Source organism: Arthrobacter sp. CG_A4 (assembly GCF_035985125.1).
GTDB lineage: Bacteria > Actinomycetota > Actinomycetes > Actinomycetales > Micrococcaceae > Arthrobacter.
In genome coordinates this window covers 1-15,280 of record NZ_JAXCID010000028.1, presented here as the reverse complement: position 1 = coordinate 15,280, position 15,280 = coordinate 1, and the positions used below count along the sequence as shown (strand labels likewise).

Sequence of the window (15,280 nt, the reverse complement as noted above, 5' to 3'; positions counted from 1 at the left end):
GCGGTGCGTCGCCTTGTGCTTCCGCGGCCTAGCCTGAGCCCCGCTTCGATGGTTCCCGGCGGGTTCGACGCTAAGTGTCGTCTAGCCGGCAGGGAACCGTCGAAGCGGCGGGCTCGGCGGGCTCGGCGGACCAGCGGGAAGCCGGACGGTGAACTCCGTGCGGCCCGGCCGGGAGATGACCTCGACAGTCCCGCCGTGCGCCTCCACAATCGACTGCACAATGGAGAGCCCCAGCCCGCTGGTCCCCTCGGCCGTGGGTTCAGCCACCGTCGGACCCGTCGCCGCCGTCGCACCCGGCATCGCCGGGGCGCCCGTCGGACCCGTCGCGCCCGTCGCCGCCGTCGCTGCCGTCGCACCCGGCACCCCCGGGCTGCCGGAGGCCCCGGTGGCGGCATGTGCGGCCGTCGTGACTGCCGGGTTTTTGCGGGCGGCGTCGGCCCGGGCGAAGCGCGAGAAGATCCGGCCGACAAACTCGGGGGCGATCCCGCTGCCGTTGTCCGTTACCGTCACCACGGCGCTCCCGTCGGCGAGCCGCGCCACTCCGGTGACCACCGCTGTACCGGGGCCGGTGTGCTTGCGCGCGTTGGACAGCAGATTCGCCAGCACCTGGTGCAGTGCGGTCGCGTCGCCGCGGACCACCACCGGCTCTTCCGGGAGCTCCAGCTGCCAGAGGTGGTCCGGGGCCATGACCTTCTCGTCGCTGACCGTCTCGATCGCCAGCCGGGTGAGGTCGACGTCGCTGAACTTGAGCGGCCGGCCCTCGTCCAGGCGCGCCAGCAGCAGCAGGTCTTCCACCAGCGTGGTCATCCGCTGGGACTGGCTCTGCACCCGCGCCAGGGAGTTCTCCCCGTCCGGCGTGAAGTGTTCGGTCATCCGCATCAGCTCGGTGTAGCCGCGGATGGCGGTCAGCGGGGTGCGCAGCTCATGCGAGGCATCGGACACAAACTGGCGCACCTTCATTTCGCTTTGCTGCCGCGATTCAAGGGCGTTGGAGACGTTGTCCAGCATCTGGTTCAGCGCAAAGCCAACGCTTCCCACTTCCGTGCCGGGATGCGCCGCCGACGCCGGAACCCGCACGGCGAGTGCCACCTCGCCGGCGTCGAGCGGTAGGCGGGAGACCTGGGTGGCCACTCCGGACAGCTGTTCGAGCGGCTTCATGGTCCGGCGGATCAGGGCCGTGCCGGCGAGGCCGATCAGTACGAGACCGCCGGCGGAGACCACCACCATGGTCCACACCAGCGAGGCCAGGGTGTTCTGCTTCTCGGCGAGCGGCAGCCCGGTTACTATGACGTCGCCGGAAGGGGCCCGGGCGGCAGTGAGCCGGTACGCACCAGCGGAGAGAACGCGGTCCACGGGGCCGACGTTGGGTGTGAGCACCCCCAGTATCTCGCTGTCCCCGGCGGAGAGGGATTTGCGGCTGGCATCATCGGCGAGGAAGCCGGCGCTGCTGACGACGCCGTTGAGGATCCGCGCATTGAGGGTGCCGACGCCCTGGCCCCGGGCTTCCAGCGGATCCCGGCGGACGTCGCCGTTCCCTGGTCCGGGGCGGCCGAATTCCCGGGCCCGTCCGGACGCCTGCTCAAGCTGCGAGTCCAGTTGCCTCGTCAGGAACAGGTCCATCGAGGCATAGCTGAACACTCCGACGGCACCGCAGATCGCCACGAGCAAGCCCATGGTGACTAGGACCAGCCGGGTGCGCAGATGCCACGTGGACGGGTTGCGCCAGCTTCGCCCGGGGGCGCCTGGCTGATCGGCGCCTGTCCTATGGGTGCGAGTGGGCACGGATCACTCCGCCGGCTTCAGGACGTAGCCGGCGCCGCGCACGGTATGGATCATGGACGGGTGGCTGGCGTCAACCTTCTTGCGGAGGTAGGAAATGTAGAGTTCGACGATGTTGGCCTGGCCACCGAAATCGTAGTCCCAGACCCGGTCCAGGATTTGGGCCTTGCTGATGACGCGTTTGGGGTTTTCCATGAGGTAGCGCAGGAGCTCAAACTGCGTCGCCGTGAGGTGCAGTTCCTCGCCGGCCCGTGTGACGTCCCGGGTGTCGATGTTGAGGACCAGATCCCCGACCACGAGTTCGGCGGTGTCTATTGCTGCCACACCGGAGCGCTGGACCAGCCGGTGCAGCCGCAGCAGCACCTCCTCCATGCTGAATGGCTTGGTGACATAGTCGTCGCCTCCGGCGGCGAGGCCGGTGATCCGGTCCTGGACGTCGTCCTTGGCAGTAAGGAACAGGGCCGGGACTTCCGGGGCGAAGGAGCGAATCCGGCCGAGGAGCTCAACGCCGTCGAATCCGGGAAGCATCACGTCGAGAACCAGTACGTCGGGGCGGAACTCTTTGGCGAGTTTCACCGCTTCGGGTCCGTCGCTCGCGACCGCCACGGACCAGCCTGCCATCCGCAGCCCCATGCTCATGAGCTCGGAGAGGCTGGGTTCGTCGTCCACCACAAGGGCACGGATAGGGGAGCCGTCCGGATGCGCGAGAAGAGGGAGGTTATTGGTCATGGAGTGCGAGGTGGCCATGGGACAACTCTCCGTTCTGCCGGTTAGGCGCGGCTTTGGGGATCCTGTGCGTCACCTGTGAATCCCAGCCTAGCGAGCTGGATGCTGCCGTGGCACCGGAGCGAACAACGAACACTAACGGCCACCGCAACCTGCCGGAGCCCGCAGCACCCGGCCGCGAGGCATTTTCGGGGCCAGTCAGGGTGCCCACTCTGTGGGACGGTGGACATTGAATGATCAGTAGGCGAACGGTTTTGCCGAATCGCCCGAGTCTGAATAAATTCAAGTCATCGCACCCTCTAGCCGAAGAATCTTCGACAGCATCGCCGAAGTGGGCGTGCACTATGCACAACTCCCGATATTTGACTGGCAGAGAAGAATTGTGATCTGCACTACATTTCCGGTTTTCGTCTCACAACGTGGACTGTGGGATCCATTGTTACTTGCAAGTTTTCATTGTTACGTTGCACACTTCAATTGTGAACAAGAACTCAACAGCACCTGCAGTCGCAGCTTCCTGGTTCAGCTCACCCGCTGATTCCGAGATGCGCTGTTGTCGAATGCACGCCTAACTTTTACACCCCAAGAGTTTCTAGGCATTCGCCCCAGCCCGGTGTCGGGCGCCCCTCCCCATTTTTCATTGCGGGGAAACTAGCATTCGAGCCGCGATGACGGCCATTCACATTGAGGTAGCAAGCCATGTCAGTTGCATCCGGATACGTCCATATCTCCGTCCGTAACGCCAGCAAGGCCGGCCAGGCCTCCGGCATCCGCCAGGGGTTCGGCGGCAGCCCGTCGTTCCCCACCGGATCCGGCATCAGCTTCCCGGCCCCGGGCTACGCGGCGCAGGGCTACAACCCGAGTTCCTACGGTCAACTCCGCGCCGTTCCGGCCGAACTTGCGACGGCGCCCACTCCCGTGGTTGCGCCGGGCAACGGCAGCCCGGTGCGGCCTGTCCCGGCCGATAATGTTGCCCGCGGCTTTGTGCTCTACATGGGTATTGACGAAGAGACTGCGGCGGCTGCCGGCACATCTATTGCCAAGCTTGCCCAGGAGATCCGCACCTACGCCCAGTCCCTTGTCTCCGGTGCTGAAAGCTATGCCGCCGTCGCCGTTGCGCCGGCCAGTGCCCCGGGTTCAGCGCTCGACGTCGTCCGTTCTACCTTTGGTGACCCCACCGGTGGCGCCCGCCAGCGCGCCGAGGCGGCCCGCCTGCAGCAGCCGCAGGATCCGCGGCCGTCCGGTGTCTTGATCGACCTGGCCCGCCGCGAGGTCCACCTCGACGGCGAATCCCTGAACCTCACGTTCAAGGAATTCGAGCTCCTGAACTACCTCGTGGAGAACGGCACCCGTACCGTGGGCCGTGACGAGCTGCTCGAGGGCCTGTGGCGCAACGCAGAAGAGGTGCCCAATGAGCGCACTATCGACGTCCACATCCGCCGCCTGCGCTCCAAGCTCGGACGCCTCGCCAACACGGTGCGGACGGTGCGCGGCCAGGGGTACCGGTTCTATGAGCACCCCGAGGTTGTTGTCTGGGCCGCTCCGGAATACTCGATCTAGCTTCTAACCTGCGCAAAGCGCCCGTTCCTCTTCTGGGGGCGGGCGCTTTCGCGGCAGCTTCAGCGACTTTCCGCCGTGCCTTAGCCACCTCGTTCGTTCCTCAGTCGGCGATGCGGCACTACGCGGAAAGCCGCTTCGCTTCCGCCGGGCAGCGCCCTCACGTCTGGCGGCGGGGGCTTTGCGTGGGCTGGCTGCCGGGTTTTGGCCTTCGCGGCTGTTGGGTGGCTGTTGGACTCTGTTGTGTTTCGGGGGTGCGGCGTAGGCTCGGAGCGTTGATCCGACTATTGGGAGGAACCATGTCTGTTGCACGTATTACTACCCTGAGCGCCAACTCCAAGACCTCGTTCGACGCTGCCGTTAAGGAGGGCATCGACCGGGCAAACATGACACTGCGCAATGTGACCGGCGCGTGGGTCAAGGAACAGAAAGTTGAAATTAAGGACGGCGCGGTGGTTGCCTGGCACGTCGTGCTTGAAGTGACCTTCATCCTCGACGACTGACGAGGCCTCCGTGGGATGCGCGCTCGGGGATCAGCCCCAGCACTAGGATTGAACCATGAGCGCGCATCACATCAAACGGCTGGTGATCATGCGCCATGCCAAGGCGGACTGGCCAGGCGGCGTCGCGGATCATGACCGTCCGCTGGAAGAACGCGGTCACCGTGATGCGCCCCTGGCCGGAAAATGGTTGCTCAAACATGGCGTGATTCCCGACTTCATCCTGTGCTCCAGTGCCCTGCGGACCCGCCAGACCTGCACCTGGGTGTGCAGCGAACTCGGCGACAAGGCACCCACGCCGAAACTTGAGGACGGGCTCTACGCCACCTCGGCCCTGCGGATGCTGGCTGTCATCAACCATGTCCCGGACACCGTCACCACTCTCATGGTGATCTCGCATATGCCCGGCGTGCAGGATCTCGCCATGCATCTGGCCTCGCGCGATTCCAACCACGATGCCTACATGGACGCAGCCACCAGGTACCCCACCAGCGGGCTTACCGTTTTGGAGACCGAGAAGTCCTGGGCCGAGCTGGACGGCCAGGACGCCCGGCTCACGCAGTTCCAGGTACCCCGGTCCAAGTAGCCGGCTTGACGGCGCTGCCTCGTGCCCGAATGAAGCCCCGAACGCATAGTCATTCCGGCGATTCCGCTGTTTACTGATCCTGTGTACTCATGGTTTTCAGTCGGGCCTAGAGAAGAGGTTGATCATCGTGGATTCAGGACAGCTCATAGGGATCATCGTCGGCGTCGTTGTGGTGCTCGCGATCGTGGCCGTGGCGGTCATGTTCGGCCGCAGACGCAAGATGGCCGAGGACCGCAACCGGGCTGTGGAGATGCGCGAGCACGCCCGTGCGGACGAGCTCGGCGCAAAGGAACGCGAGGCGAAGGCTGCCCGCGCCGAAGCGGACGCGAAGCAGGCGGAAGTCGACGCGGAACGCCTGCGCGAAGAAGCCCGTGCTCGCCAGGAAGAGGCGGACCGGGGCCATGCCGGCGCCCACGAGCAACTCCAGAAGGCCGATGAGCTGGATCCGGACGTTGTTACCGGCGAACACGGTGATACCCGGGCGCCGGAGGACGCGCCCCCGGAAGGAAGCGGCGGCGAGGAACTCCGGCGGGACCGCAGCACACGGAACCCCGTCACGGGCGACCCTGCCCCCAACTCCGGAGACAACCAGCCCCGGGGTGACCATCCCCGGAACCTCTGACCTCCAGGCCGGCCCTGGGCTCCGGCCCTGGACGTCGGGCTGAACCCGCGTCGCAGGGGCAGGCCGCGGCCGGAACCGGCATAGTGGCAGTGTGAACCCTCGCCATTCCGCGCTGGCCCTGCTCGTCGCCGTGCTGTGGGGCGTCAACTTCGTCGCGATCGACCTTGGCCTGCACCCGGACGGGGCAGAGATGCCCCCGCTGCTCTTCGTGGCCATGCGCTTCACGCTGGTGGTGATTCCGTGCATCTTCTTCATCCGGAAGCCGGACGTCAGCTGGCAGGCGGTCGTCGGCGTCGGACTCCTGATGAGCGCCGGCCAGTTCGGCCTCCTTTACCTGGCCATGGCGCTGGGCATGCCCGCCGGGCTCGCCTCCCTGGTCCTGCAGGCGCAGGTGCTGCTGACAGTGCTCCTGGCGGCCGGCTTCCTCGGTGAACGCCCCAGCCGCCGGCAGTTTGCCGGCGTCGTGCTGGGCGTCGCCGGCCTGGCCGTCGTCGCCGTCGGTCGAAGCCTGGTGGCCCCGGTCCTGCCGCTCATCATTGTGCTGGCCGCTGCCCTGTCCTGGGCCGCCGGGAACATCGTTGCCCGAAAGGCGAGGGCTGCCTCGGGGCTGAGCCTCGTAGTGTGGTCCGGCGCCGTAGTCCCGCTGCCCTTGCTGGGCCTGTCGCTGCTGGTCGACGGCCCGGCCGCGGTGTCGCAGGCCCTCGTGGAGGTGCAGCCGGTGACCCTCCTGAGCGCCCTGTACACTGCGGTTTTCGGTTCGCTCGTGGGCTACGGCATCTGGAACCGGTTGTTGGGGCTCTACCCGTCCTCCGCCGTGGTGCCGTTCACGCTCCTGGTCCCCGTGGTGGGGATGATGACGGCGTGGCTGGTCCTGGGCGAGGTGCCGTCTCCGGCCGATGTGACCGGAGGGCTCCTGCTTCTTGCCGGGGTGGCGACGGCGGTACTGGGCTTTGGGGGCCGGGCCACCCGCGCCGGCCTTGCGCCGGGACCGCGGGCTCAGCGCCGGGGCGAGGCCGGCGCCGAACGGCGTGCCGGGGACTTCGCGGATGACTTGGCCGCGGATGCCTTGGATGCGGGTGCCTTGGCCGCGGATGTGCCGCCGGCAGATGACGCCGGGCGCTTGGCTGCGGGGAATGCTGCTCGCGGAGCAGGTACCCGGGCCGACTGAGCCCTGGCCGCGGATGCCGGCCGGGATGAGGATGGCCGGGCGGCGGGTCGCCGGGGAGCGGCGCCCCCGGATGTCGACGCCGGGCGGCGCCGCGGGGCGTGGGCGGCGCCGCGCGGACGCCGTCCCGGGAGCACCGTTCCGGCAAAGAGCAGCAGCAGCGTGGCGGCGCCGGATGCCGCCGCCAGGTAGAAGTACAGGTCCGGCTGGTCGGAATCCACCCGGGCGGACATGGCATCCGGGTCGGCGTTGAACGCCAGCCCCCATTGCCGCAGGAACGCGATGCCGAACGCGATGAAAAGGACGCTGCCGATCCCGCTGGCCATCAGGGTGGTGTGCCGCCGGCGGATGACCACCTCGGACACGCACGCCACGTACGCCGCAACGGAGGCTGCCAGGAACCACAGGCCCACGGTCCCGTGCAGCGTGATGCCGGCCAGCGCCAGCAGCGCCAGGGCAGCGAAAAACGCTCCGATGGCGATCCTGCCGCTGATACCCATGTGACGCATGTGATCCATCATCCCCGAGGAGGGCTATTTCACGAGGTAGCCGCGCATGGACGCCATAATCGCGGCGACACTCTGCTGCCGGGTCCGCTCCGGGTTGTAGGTCTGCCGATCCAGGCCGACAACAAAACAGGCCCCGAAGATGGCGGTCTCCAGGCTGCCCCGGGACACGGCAGAATCCACCGGGTAGACGGCAGCCACGGCGTCAATGGCGGCTCCGACCACGCCGAGCAGCCGTCCCCGGAGTTCGGTGAAGGTGTCCTGCCACTCGCTGGGGGTCCGCCAGTTCTCGCTGACCCAAAGCCTGGCAAAGGACGGGTACTCATCCATGAAGTCCATGGCCTGGCCGATCATCCCCTCCATCGCCACGAGCGGGTCGGTCGAATCGTCCCGGACGCTCAGGAGTCGTGTCAGCAGAATGTCCACGCCGTGGCGCAGCAGCTGGGCGATCAGGTCCGACTTGCTGCCGAAGTTGTAGTACACCGTGCCCTTGGAGACCCCGGCGGCCGCAGCGATCTCATCGACCGTCACCCCGGCTACGCCGCGCTCTCCGATGAGTTCCATCGACGCCTCGAACAGCTTCTGCCGGGTCGCGTTGGTGCGGGCGGGACGGAGCTTCTTCGGCGTTTCGCCCCGGGTCCGGGCGTCGACGGAAGGCGACAGGCTGCTGTCCGCGCGGCTGCTCATACGGCGATCTCCGGTTTCAGGGTCTTGAGGGTCCAGTACTTGTGCTTCCGTACGGCCAGGGTGGACATGGCGGTACCCAGCAAAGTGTAGCCAAGCAGCCCCAGCATCGTTGGCAGGATGACGGCCAGATCGGCGCCGTAGATCAGGTGCCGCATGCCATTGACCACGTAGCCCATGGGCAGGAGCTGGTGCACCACGTGGAGCGGCTGGGGAGTGGTCTGCCAGGGGAAGGTGCCCCCGGAGGAGACCAGCTGCAGCACCAGCAGGATGAGCACCACGAGCTTGCCGGTGGAACCGAGCAGCGCCACCACACCCTGGATAATCGCGCTGAAAGCCATCGCGGCGGCCAGCATGAGGAACCACATCAGCCAGGGGTGGGCCGGGTTGAGCCCCAGGCCCACATCCACCACGAGAGTGAGCAGGCTCGCCTGGACGGCCGAGACTGCCAGGAACGGCAGCCAGCCGCCGACGGCGATCTTCCACGCCGGGGCGTTCGACGCCAGCGCCCGCTGGGTGACGGGCCGCATCGCCTGGATCAGCATAAAGACACCGATCCAGAGAGCCAGGGTGAGGAAGAACGGTGCCAGACCCGCACCGTAGGAGCCGGCCTTGGCCTGCGAGACGTTGCTGACGGCAACCGGGTCCGCAATGACCTTGGCCAGGCTGTCCTTCTGGGCGTCGTCGGGGTTGGGGACCTGGCCCGCGCCCTTGCTGAGTTCATCGGCGAGGGTGCGGGAGCCGCCGGAGGCCGTGGCCGCTCCGCTCTCCAGCCGGGCAGCGCCGTCGTCGAGTTGTTGCGCCCCGTCGGAGAGCTTTGCGGCGCCGTCGAGGGCGCTCTGCTGTCCGGCGGCGAGGGTGGCCGCGCCGCCGGACAGCTGGTCTGCGCCGGTGGATGCCTGGGTGATGGCGCCGCCGAGGGCGGGGGTGGCTTCCGCCAGCCTGGCCGCGCCCGCGCTGACGGCAGCTGACCCGTCCGCCAGTTGCTGGATCTGCCCTGCCGCGGACTTAAGGCCGGACGCCGGGCCAGGAGCTGCGGGCGGTGCCGCATTTGCATCGAAGTCCGCCAGGATTGCCTCCGCCTGGGCCGGGGTGACGGTCCCGGCGGCGACGAGCCGGCTGTTGGCCGCGACCACACGGCTGCGCTGCGCCTGGGCGGCAGCCTGTTCGGAGGCGGCCACCTGGCCGGCCAGGCCCTGCACCTTGGTGTTAAGCGCGGCGTTGCCGGCCGCGACCTGCGCGGCGCCATCAGCAAGCCGGCGCGTGTCCGCCGGCAGGGTGGCGGTCCTGCCCTTGAGCTGGGACAGGCCGGCACTGAGCTGTCCCGCGCCGCTGCTGAGGGTGTCCGCGCCGTCCCGGAGTTTGAGCTGGCCGTTGTAGAGCTCGGCGGCGCCGTTCTTGAGCCCGCTGGTGCCCTGGTGCAGGGTCACCGTCCCGTCGCTTAGGGTGGCGGCGCCGTCGGCGAGTTGCCCGGCGCCGCCGGAAGCCTTGAGCATCTGTGAGTGGATGGTGCCGAAGCCGGTGAGGAGCTGGTTGGCGGTTTCTTCTCCCACCTCGGTGGCCACCGTGGTGTGTACGGCGGTGGTGAGCTTGTCCACGATGGTGCTCAGCAGATAGTTGTTTGCGTCGTTGGTGGTGACGTTGAGCATGGCCTGGTGGGCGGCGTCGAAGCCGGCGGGAGAGACCAGGTTTGCGGAGAAGTCCTTCGGGATCTTCAAGGCGAAGGCGTACTTGCCGCTGCTCACACCGCGATCTGCCTCCTCGGCGCCGGAAACGGTCTGCCAGTTGAAAACATGCCCGTCCACCAGGCTGTCGGCCACCTTCCGGCCGGCCTCGAGCCGGTGTCCGTCCGCGGCCGTGGCGCCGGAGTCCTCCACCACGAGTACCGCATCGATCTGGTTCAGCTTTCCGTACGGATCCCAGTTGGCGTAGAGGTACACGGCGCCGTACAGCAGCGGCACCATGGTCAGCGCCAGGATGGTCAGCCTGGGCAGCAGCCCGCCGGTCATGCGTTTGAGTTCGGAGCGGGCCAGCCGCAGCACGGTCACTTTGTGTCCTCAATTTCGAGTGTTCCGGGTCCGTCAGGGGGAAGGTCTTCGTCAGCAGGGGCGCCCGGGTGGCCGGTCGTGACGGCGTTCCCGATGCAGACGACGGGGCCGCTCCAGCCAGCCGGGACGCTCATGACAGTGGCGACGACGGCGAGCGGCCGCCCGGCGTCGTACGCCAGGGACTCAAGCCGCGGCAGCCAGTCGGCCGGATCGGGGCCGTGGCGGTCCGGGGAGTCGACCACAAGCAGGTCAGTGTGCGGGTTGGCGAGGGCCAGGGCCGTGAGCAGCTCGATCCGCCGGGCAGCCGGGAGCTGCTCGGTCCACAGCCCGGCGATGTCCTCGAAGCGGTTGACCTTGAGCCAGGGCTTGCTGAGCAGCAGGCCCCGGTAGCGCCGGGGGACCAGGGCCAGGTCCTCGGTGACGAGGTCCCGGACGCTGAGATGCTGCTCGGGTTCGTTCACCCCGGCGGCGTCCACGACGGCGCTCGCCTGCCGCAGTGTCTTGATCCGGGCGCCGCCGTCCCATTCCGTGCCGTCCCATTCAAAGTGGCCGCCGGACGGTTTCAGGCGGCCGCTGAGAGCCAGAGCCAGGGCGGTGCGCTGGTCCTGGCGGTTGCCGGCGACCAGCAGGAGGTCGCCGCGCCCGGCCTGCAAGGAGGTGGCCGGCAGCAGCTCGTCCCGTCGGCCGTTCACGGAGAGCTGGTGCACGCGGAGCAAGGGGGGCCTTTCGCAGAGGAATATCTGCTCTCAGGCTAACCGAACTGACCAGTCAGTTCAAATAGAATGCTCGAGCTGTGATGAAGGAGACGGGCAGGGTCCGCGGGCTGTTCCGCCGAGGTGAGATTTCCCGCCGATGTTCGTCCGGATCATCGGCGCGAAGTCTCACCTCGGCGGCTCAGAGACCGTACTCCTCGAGCAGCCGGAGCCAGACCTCGCTGATGGTCGGGTAGGACGGCACGGCATGCCACAGCCGCTCCAGCGGGACCTGGCCCACCACGGCGATGGTCGCGGCGTGCAGCAGTTCGGCCACGTCCGGGCCGGCGAAGGTGGCACCGAGCAGGACCTTGCGGTCCTCGTCGATGACCAGCTGGGCCCAACCGGCGTAGGGATCGGCGTGCAGCGCGGACCCGGCCACCTGGATGGGCAGCTCCACAGAAGAGACGCGGAAGCCGTCCTTTTCCGCCTGCTGCGCGCTCCGGCCCACACTGGCCAGCTCCGGGTCGGTGAAGACGACGTTGGGCACGGCGTGGTCATTGGCGGTCTGTGCGTAGCGGCTCCAGGGTGCCGGCTCGCCGTCGAGTTCGCCCTTGGCCCTGGCGGCGATGGCGTCGCCGGTGGCGCGCGCCTCGTATTTTCCCTGGTGGGTCAGCATGACCTTCCCCGCGGCATCGCCGACGGCGTAGAGCCAGGAGCCGTCGTCAGTGGATCCGGTGCCCGTGGATCCGGTGCCTGGTGTCCCGGAGCCTGTGGTTCCGGAGTCTGGTGTCCCGTCGACCGCTGGTCCGGCTACCAGGCCGGTGGAATCGGTGTCCAGCAACAGGTTCTTGCCGTCCGCGGCGGCGAAGCCCACGCTTTCCAGCCCGATCCCTTCCAGGGCGGGGTGCCGGCCGGTGGTGACGAGGAGCTTGTCCGCCGTGACGGTTCGGCCGCCGTCGAGGGTCAGGGTGAGGGAGCCGTCGTCGTTTTCGCCGACGCCCGTGGTGCCGGTATGGAGGTGGAGGTCGACGCCGTCCGCGCGCAGGCCCGCCGCAACCAGCTCCGCGGCCTCCGCCGGGAACATCCCCAGCAGCGCGCCGCGCGCCACGAGTGATACCGCGGCGCCCAGCCGCGCGTAGGCCTGGGCCAGCTCGGTGCCGGCCACGCCGCCGCCGAGCACGGCCAGCCGTGCGGGAATCTCACGGGCCGACGTCGCCTCCCGCGTGGTCCAGTACTCGACGTCGGCAAGCCCGCCGATGGGCGGCATGGTGGGGGTGGATCCCGTCGCCACGACGACGGCGTGCCGCGCCGAGAGCGCGTAGCTGTTGCCGTCCAGTCCGGCGACCTCCACCTTCCGCGGCCCCGTGATCCAGCCGTGGCCGCGGATCAGCTCGATCCCGGTCTCCTCGACCCAGGTGACCTGGCTGTCGTCCTGCCAGTTTGAAGTGAAGGAATCGCGACGCTTGAGGACGGCGGCCACATCCAGGGTCCGGGTGACGGCCTCCTGGGCGCCCGGGACCGTCTGTGCGCCGTGGAGCGCGGTGCCGGGCCGCAGCAGGGCCTTGGAGGGCATGCAGGCCCAGTAGGAACATTCGCCGCCCACCAGCTCCGCCTCGATCAGCACCGCGGTGAGCCCGCCCCGGACCACCCGGGCCGCCACGTTCTCGCCCACGGCGCCGGCGCCGATCACAATGACATCGAATTCCCGCTCAGGCTGTGCCGTCATGGCAAAAGCCTACGCCCGGGATGTGACCGTCCGAGGACCGGCCTCCGGGGTGTCGATCCCGCGGCAGCGGCAGGGCAGCACGGACCCCGCATGATCTACGTGGCGGAGGCGGGGGGCCAGATATTGGCGGCCGGACGAATCAATGCCCACTTCGACCCAATGCCCACCTCGACTCAATGCCCACTTCGACGGTATCCGGCGACTTCCCGCCGCATCGGGCAGCAGCCGCCGGCGGCTGTTTCGAAACTGACAGTTCCGGCGGTATCCGCAAGCCGGCGTTGCCTTCCGCAAGCCGGCGTTGCCTGACACAAAAAATCCGCACCGGCGGACCGGTGCGGATCGTCTTACTGTGTCTCACTTCACTCTGTGCGCCCAGAGGGATTCGAACCCCCGGCCTCCTGTTCCGTAGACAGGCGCTCTATCCAGCTGAGCTATGGGCGCATTTTCGGTTCCCGGAACTTCTCGCTCCCGAACCTCGAATTACTTTACGCGAGGTGGGGCCGCAGTTACAAATCGAAAGGGTGTAACCTGGCCAACTAGACCGGTCTACGTGACCTTAGTCACAAAATTGACAGGGAATGACACAGAATGACAGGGCAGTTCGTTGAGTTTCCGGTGTTTTTGATTCCGGCGGTCCGGGTCATCCCCTGTCTGGGCCCGAAACTGGGCCCCGCACGGCACCTAGCATTTAGGACACACGACTGAACCCGAGGAAGGGAACCGTAATGGGAGATCTGGCGCGACTGCCGTTGCTTGAGAAGGCACCCACCACACATGCCGGCCTGCTGGCATGGGTTGAAGAGGTGGCTGAGCTGACCCAGCCGGACCGGATCCACTGGGTAGACGGTTCCGAGGCGGAGAACACGCGGCTCACAGACGAGCTCGTCGCCGCGGGCACACTGACCCGGCTGAACGAGAAGCTGTTCCCTCAGTCCTTCGCGGCATTCTCCGATCCCGCTGATGTTGCCCGCGTCGAGGAGCAGACCTTTATCTGCTCCCAGCAGGAACGCGATGCGGGCTTCACTAACAACTGGATGGCTCCGGCGGAGATGAAGGAGAAGCTTCGCGGCCTTTTCGCCGGCTCCATGCGCGGCCGCACCATGTTTGTCATCCCGTTTGTCATGGGCCACCTCGATGCCGCGGATCCCAAGTTCGGCGTGGAGATCACGGACAGCGCCTATGTTGTCGCGTCCATGCGCATCATGGCCACGATCGGCACCGAGGTCCTGGACCGCATCACCGCCACTAACGCTTTCTTCGTTCCCGCGCTGCACTCCCTCGGCGCCCCGCTGTCCGCCGGACAGGCCGACGTCGCGTGGCCCTGCAACCCGGACAAGTGGATTGTGCACTTTCCCGAGGAGCGCTCCATCTGGTCCTACGGCTCCGGCTACGGCGGTAACGCCCTGCTGGGCAAGAAGTGCTACGCCCTGCGCATCGCCTCGGTCATGGCCCGCGATGAGGGCTGGCTCGCCGAGCACATGCTGATCCTCAAGCTCACCTCGCCCGAGAAGAAGTCCTACTACGTCTCCGCTGCCTTTCCCTCCGCCTGCGGCAAGACCAACCTGGCGCTGCTGGATCCGACGATCGAGGGGTGGAAGGTCGAAACCCTGGGAGACGACATCACCTGGATGCGGATCGGCAAGGAAGGCGAACTGCGCGCCACCAATCCGGAAGCCGGCCTGTTCGGTGTGGCCCCCGGCACCGGCTGGGGCACCAACCCCAACGCCATGCGCGCCATCGCCAAGGGCCACAGTATCTTCACCAACGTCGCGCTGACCGACGACGGCGGGGTCTGGTGGGAGGGGATGACCGAGGAAGTCCCGGCGCACCTGACCGACTGGCAGGGCAACTCCTGGACGCCCGATTCGGACCTGCCGGCGGCCCACCCGAACTCCCGTTTCTGCACGCCGATCTCCCAGGTCGACATGCTGGCCGAGGAATACTTCAGCCCGGACGGGGTGGAGCTGTCCGCGATCCTGTTCGGCGGCCGCCGCAAGACCACCATTCCGCTGGTGACGCAGGCCCGCACCTGGTCCAACGGCGTCTTCATGGGCTCCACGCTTTCCTCGGAGACGACGGCCGCCGCCGCCGGGCAGGTGGGCGTGGTCCGCCGCGACCCGATGGCCATGCTGCCGTTCATCGGCTACGACGCCGGTGACTACCTGAAGCACTGGGTGGATCTCTCCGCCAAGGCCAACCAGGATCGCCTGCCCACGATCTTCCTGGTGAACTGGTTCCGCCGAACAGCCGACGGCGGCTTCGCATGGCCAGGATTCGGTGACAACGCACGCGTACTGAAGTGGGCCATCGAGCGCATCGAGGGCAAGGCTGACGCCGTCGAGACCCCCATCGGCTATGTCCCGGCCGGCCACTCGCTGGACCTCTCCGGCCTGGACTTGACCCCCGCCCAGGTGGAAGATGCCGTCCGCGTCGACCGTGCGGAGTGGGACACCGAGCTGGCGTCCATCGAAGAGTGGTACTCCAGGTTCGGTGACTCGCTGCCCGCGGCCCTGCGGTCCGAGTTCGACGGCCTGAAGGAACGACTGGCGGCCCAGTAGCGGCCAGCATAACAACGACGGCGGCCCCCCCCCCTGGGGCAAGGGGGGGGGCGCCCGGGGTAAAAAAAAGATTTGTCCCCCACCGCCCGATTGTTGCCGAAATATGGGCGGTGGGGGGGCAAAGGTTA

Annotated in this window: 12 protein-coding genes and 1 tRNA gene; 6 read left to right on the top strand and 7 right to left on the bottom strand. The window is 67.6% G+C overall.

What is annotated here, in order from left to right:
* Positions 1-81 precede the first annotated feature (81 nt).
* Together RCH07_RS12605 and RCH07_RS12600 are read right to left on the bottom strand one after the other, a co-directional pair.
* Entirely contained in the window at positions 82-1,782 is a 1,701-nt protein-coding gene (locus RCH07_RS12605; protein ID WP_326967819.1) for a sensor histidine kinase, read from the bottom strand.
* A 3-nt stretch (positions 1,783-1,785) separates the two neighbouring features.
* A complete protein-coding gene (locus RCH07_RS12600; RefSeq protein ID WP_326967818.1) occupies positions 1,786-2,526 on the bottom strand; it encodes a response regulator transcription factor in 741 nt (246 codons plus the stop codon).
* 678 nt (positions 2,527-3,204) lie between these two features.
* Here RCH07_RS12600 and RCH07_RS12595 point away from each other — a divergent pair.
* The 5 genes from RCH07_RS12595 (at position 3,205) to RCH07_RS12575 (ending at position 6,938) form a co-directional block, all read left to right on the top strand.
* Positions 3,205-4,065, top strand: a complete 861-nt coding sequence (locus tag RCH07_RS12595) for a winged helix-turn-helix domain-containing protein (protein ID WP_326967817.1) — start codon at positions 3,205-3,207, stop codon at positions 4,063-4,065.
* Positions 4,066-4,361: 296 nt separating this feature from the next.
* Positions 4,362-4,565 (top strand): dodecin family protein, encoded by a 204-nt coding sequence (locus RCH07_RS12590; RefSeq protein ID WP_326967816.1) that lies wholly within the window; start codon positions 4,362-4,364, stop codon positions 4,563-4,565.
* Between the two features lie 55 nt (positions 4,566-4,620).
* On the top strand, positions 4,621-5,148 hold the full coding sequence (locus RCH07_RS12585; protein WP_326967815.1) for a SixA phosphatase family protein: 528 nt from the start codon (positions 4,621-4,623) through the stop codon (positions 5,146-5,148).
* 127 nt (positions 5,149-5,275) lie between these two features.
* Positions 5,276-5,770 (top strand): hypothetical protein, encoded by a 495-nt coding sequence (locus tag RCH07_RS12580; protein ID WP_326967814.1) that lies wholly within the window; start codon positions 5,276-5,278, stop codon positions 5,768-5,770.
* Positions 5,771-5,861: 91 nt separating this feature from the next.
* A complete protein-coding gene (locus RCH07_RS12575) occupies positions 5,862-6,938 on the top strand; it encodes an EamA family transporter (protein WP_326967813.1) in 1,077 nt (358 codons plus the stop codon).
* Between the two features lie 530 nt (positions 6,939-7,468).
* Here RCH07_RS12575 and RCH07_RS12570 read toward each other — a convergent pair.
* From RCH07_RS12570 to RCH07_RS12550, 5 genes are all read right to left on the bottom strand, one after another.
* Entirely contained in the window at positions 7,469-8,128 is a 660-nt protein-coding gene (locus RCH07_RS12570) for a TetR/AcrR family transcriptional regulator (protein WP_326967812.1), read from the bottom strand.
* Positions 8,125-10,173 carry a YhgE/Pip domain-containing protein gene (locus RCH07_RS12565; RefSeq protein WP_326967811.1) on the bottom strand — a complete coding sequence of 683 codons (2,049 nt, stop codon included), beginning with the start codon at positions 10,171-10,173 and terminating at the stop codon, positions 8,125-8,127. The genes RCH07_RS12570 and RCH07_RS12565 overlap by 4 nt, the downstream gene beginning before the upstream one ends.
* The gene (locus RCH07_RS12560; protein WP_326967810.1) at positions 10,170-10,889 is read right to left on the bottom strand and encodes an ABC transporter ATP-binding protein; all 720 of its coding nucleotides are present in this window, start codon (positions 10,887-10,889) and stop codon (positions 10,170-10,172) included. Before RCH07_RS12560 ends, RCH07_RS12565 begins: the two co-directional genes overlap by 4 nt.
* A gap of 178 nt (positions 10,890-11,067) precedes the next feature.
* Positions 11,068-12,594, bottom strand: a complete 1,527-nt coding sequence (locus tag RCH07_RS12555; RefSeq protein WP_326967809.1) for a dihydrolipoyl dehydrogenase family protein — start codon at positions 12,592-12,594, stop codon at positions 11,068-11,070.
* A gap of 367 nt (positions 12,595-12,961) precedes the next feature.
* Positions 12,962-13,035, bottom strand: a tRNA-Arg gene (locus RCH07_RS12550).
* Between the two features lie 284 nt (positions 13,036-13,319).
* Between RCH07_RS12550 and RCH07_RS12545 the strand changes: the two genes are divergently transcribed.
* On the top strand, positions 13,320-15,152 hold the full coding sequence (locus tag RCH07_RS12545; protein ID WP_326967808.1) for a phosphoenolpyruvate carboxykinase (GTP): 1,833 nt from the start codon (positions 13,320-13,322) through the stop codon (positions 15,150-15,152).
* Positions 15,153-15,280: the final 128 nt, after the last annotated feature.

Excerpts from the sequence above, each read along its gene's own strand:
- RCH07_RS12555 (WP_326967809.1), bottom strand. The coding sequence starts at position 12,594 with ATGACGGCACAGCCTGAGCGGGAATTCGATGTCATTGTGATCGGCGCC.
- RCH07_RS12585 (WP_326967815.1), top strand. The coding sequence starts at position 4,621 with ATGAGCGCGCATCACATCAAACGGCTGGTGATCATGCGCCATGCCAAG.
- RCH07_RS12570 (WP_326967812.1), bottom strand. The coding sequence starts at position 8,128 with ATGAGCAGCCGCGCGGACAGCAGCCTGTCGCCTTCCGTCGACGCCCGG.
- RCH07_RS12590 (WP_326967816.1), top strand. The coding sequence starts at position 4,362 with ATGTCTGTTGCACGTATTACTACCCTGAGCGCCAACTCCAAGACCTCG.
- RCH07_RS12600 (WP_326967818.1), bottom strand. The coding sequence starts at position 2,526 with ATGGCCACCTCGCACTCCATGACCAATAACCTCCCTCTTCTCGCGCAT.
- RCH07_RS12545 (WP_326967808.1), top strand. The coding sequence starts at position 13,320 with ATGGGAGATCTGGCGCGACTGCCGTTGCTTGAGAAGGCACCCACCACA.
- RCH07_RS12595 (WP_326967817.1), top strand. The coding sequence starts at position 3,205 with ATGTCAGTTGCATCCGGATACGTCCATATCTCCGTCCGTAACGCCAGC.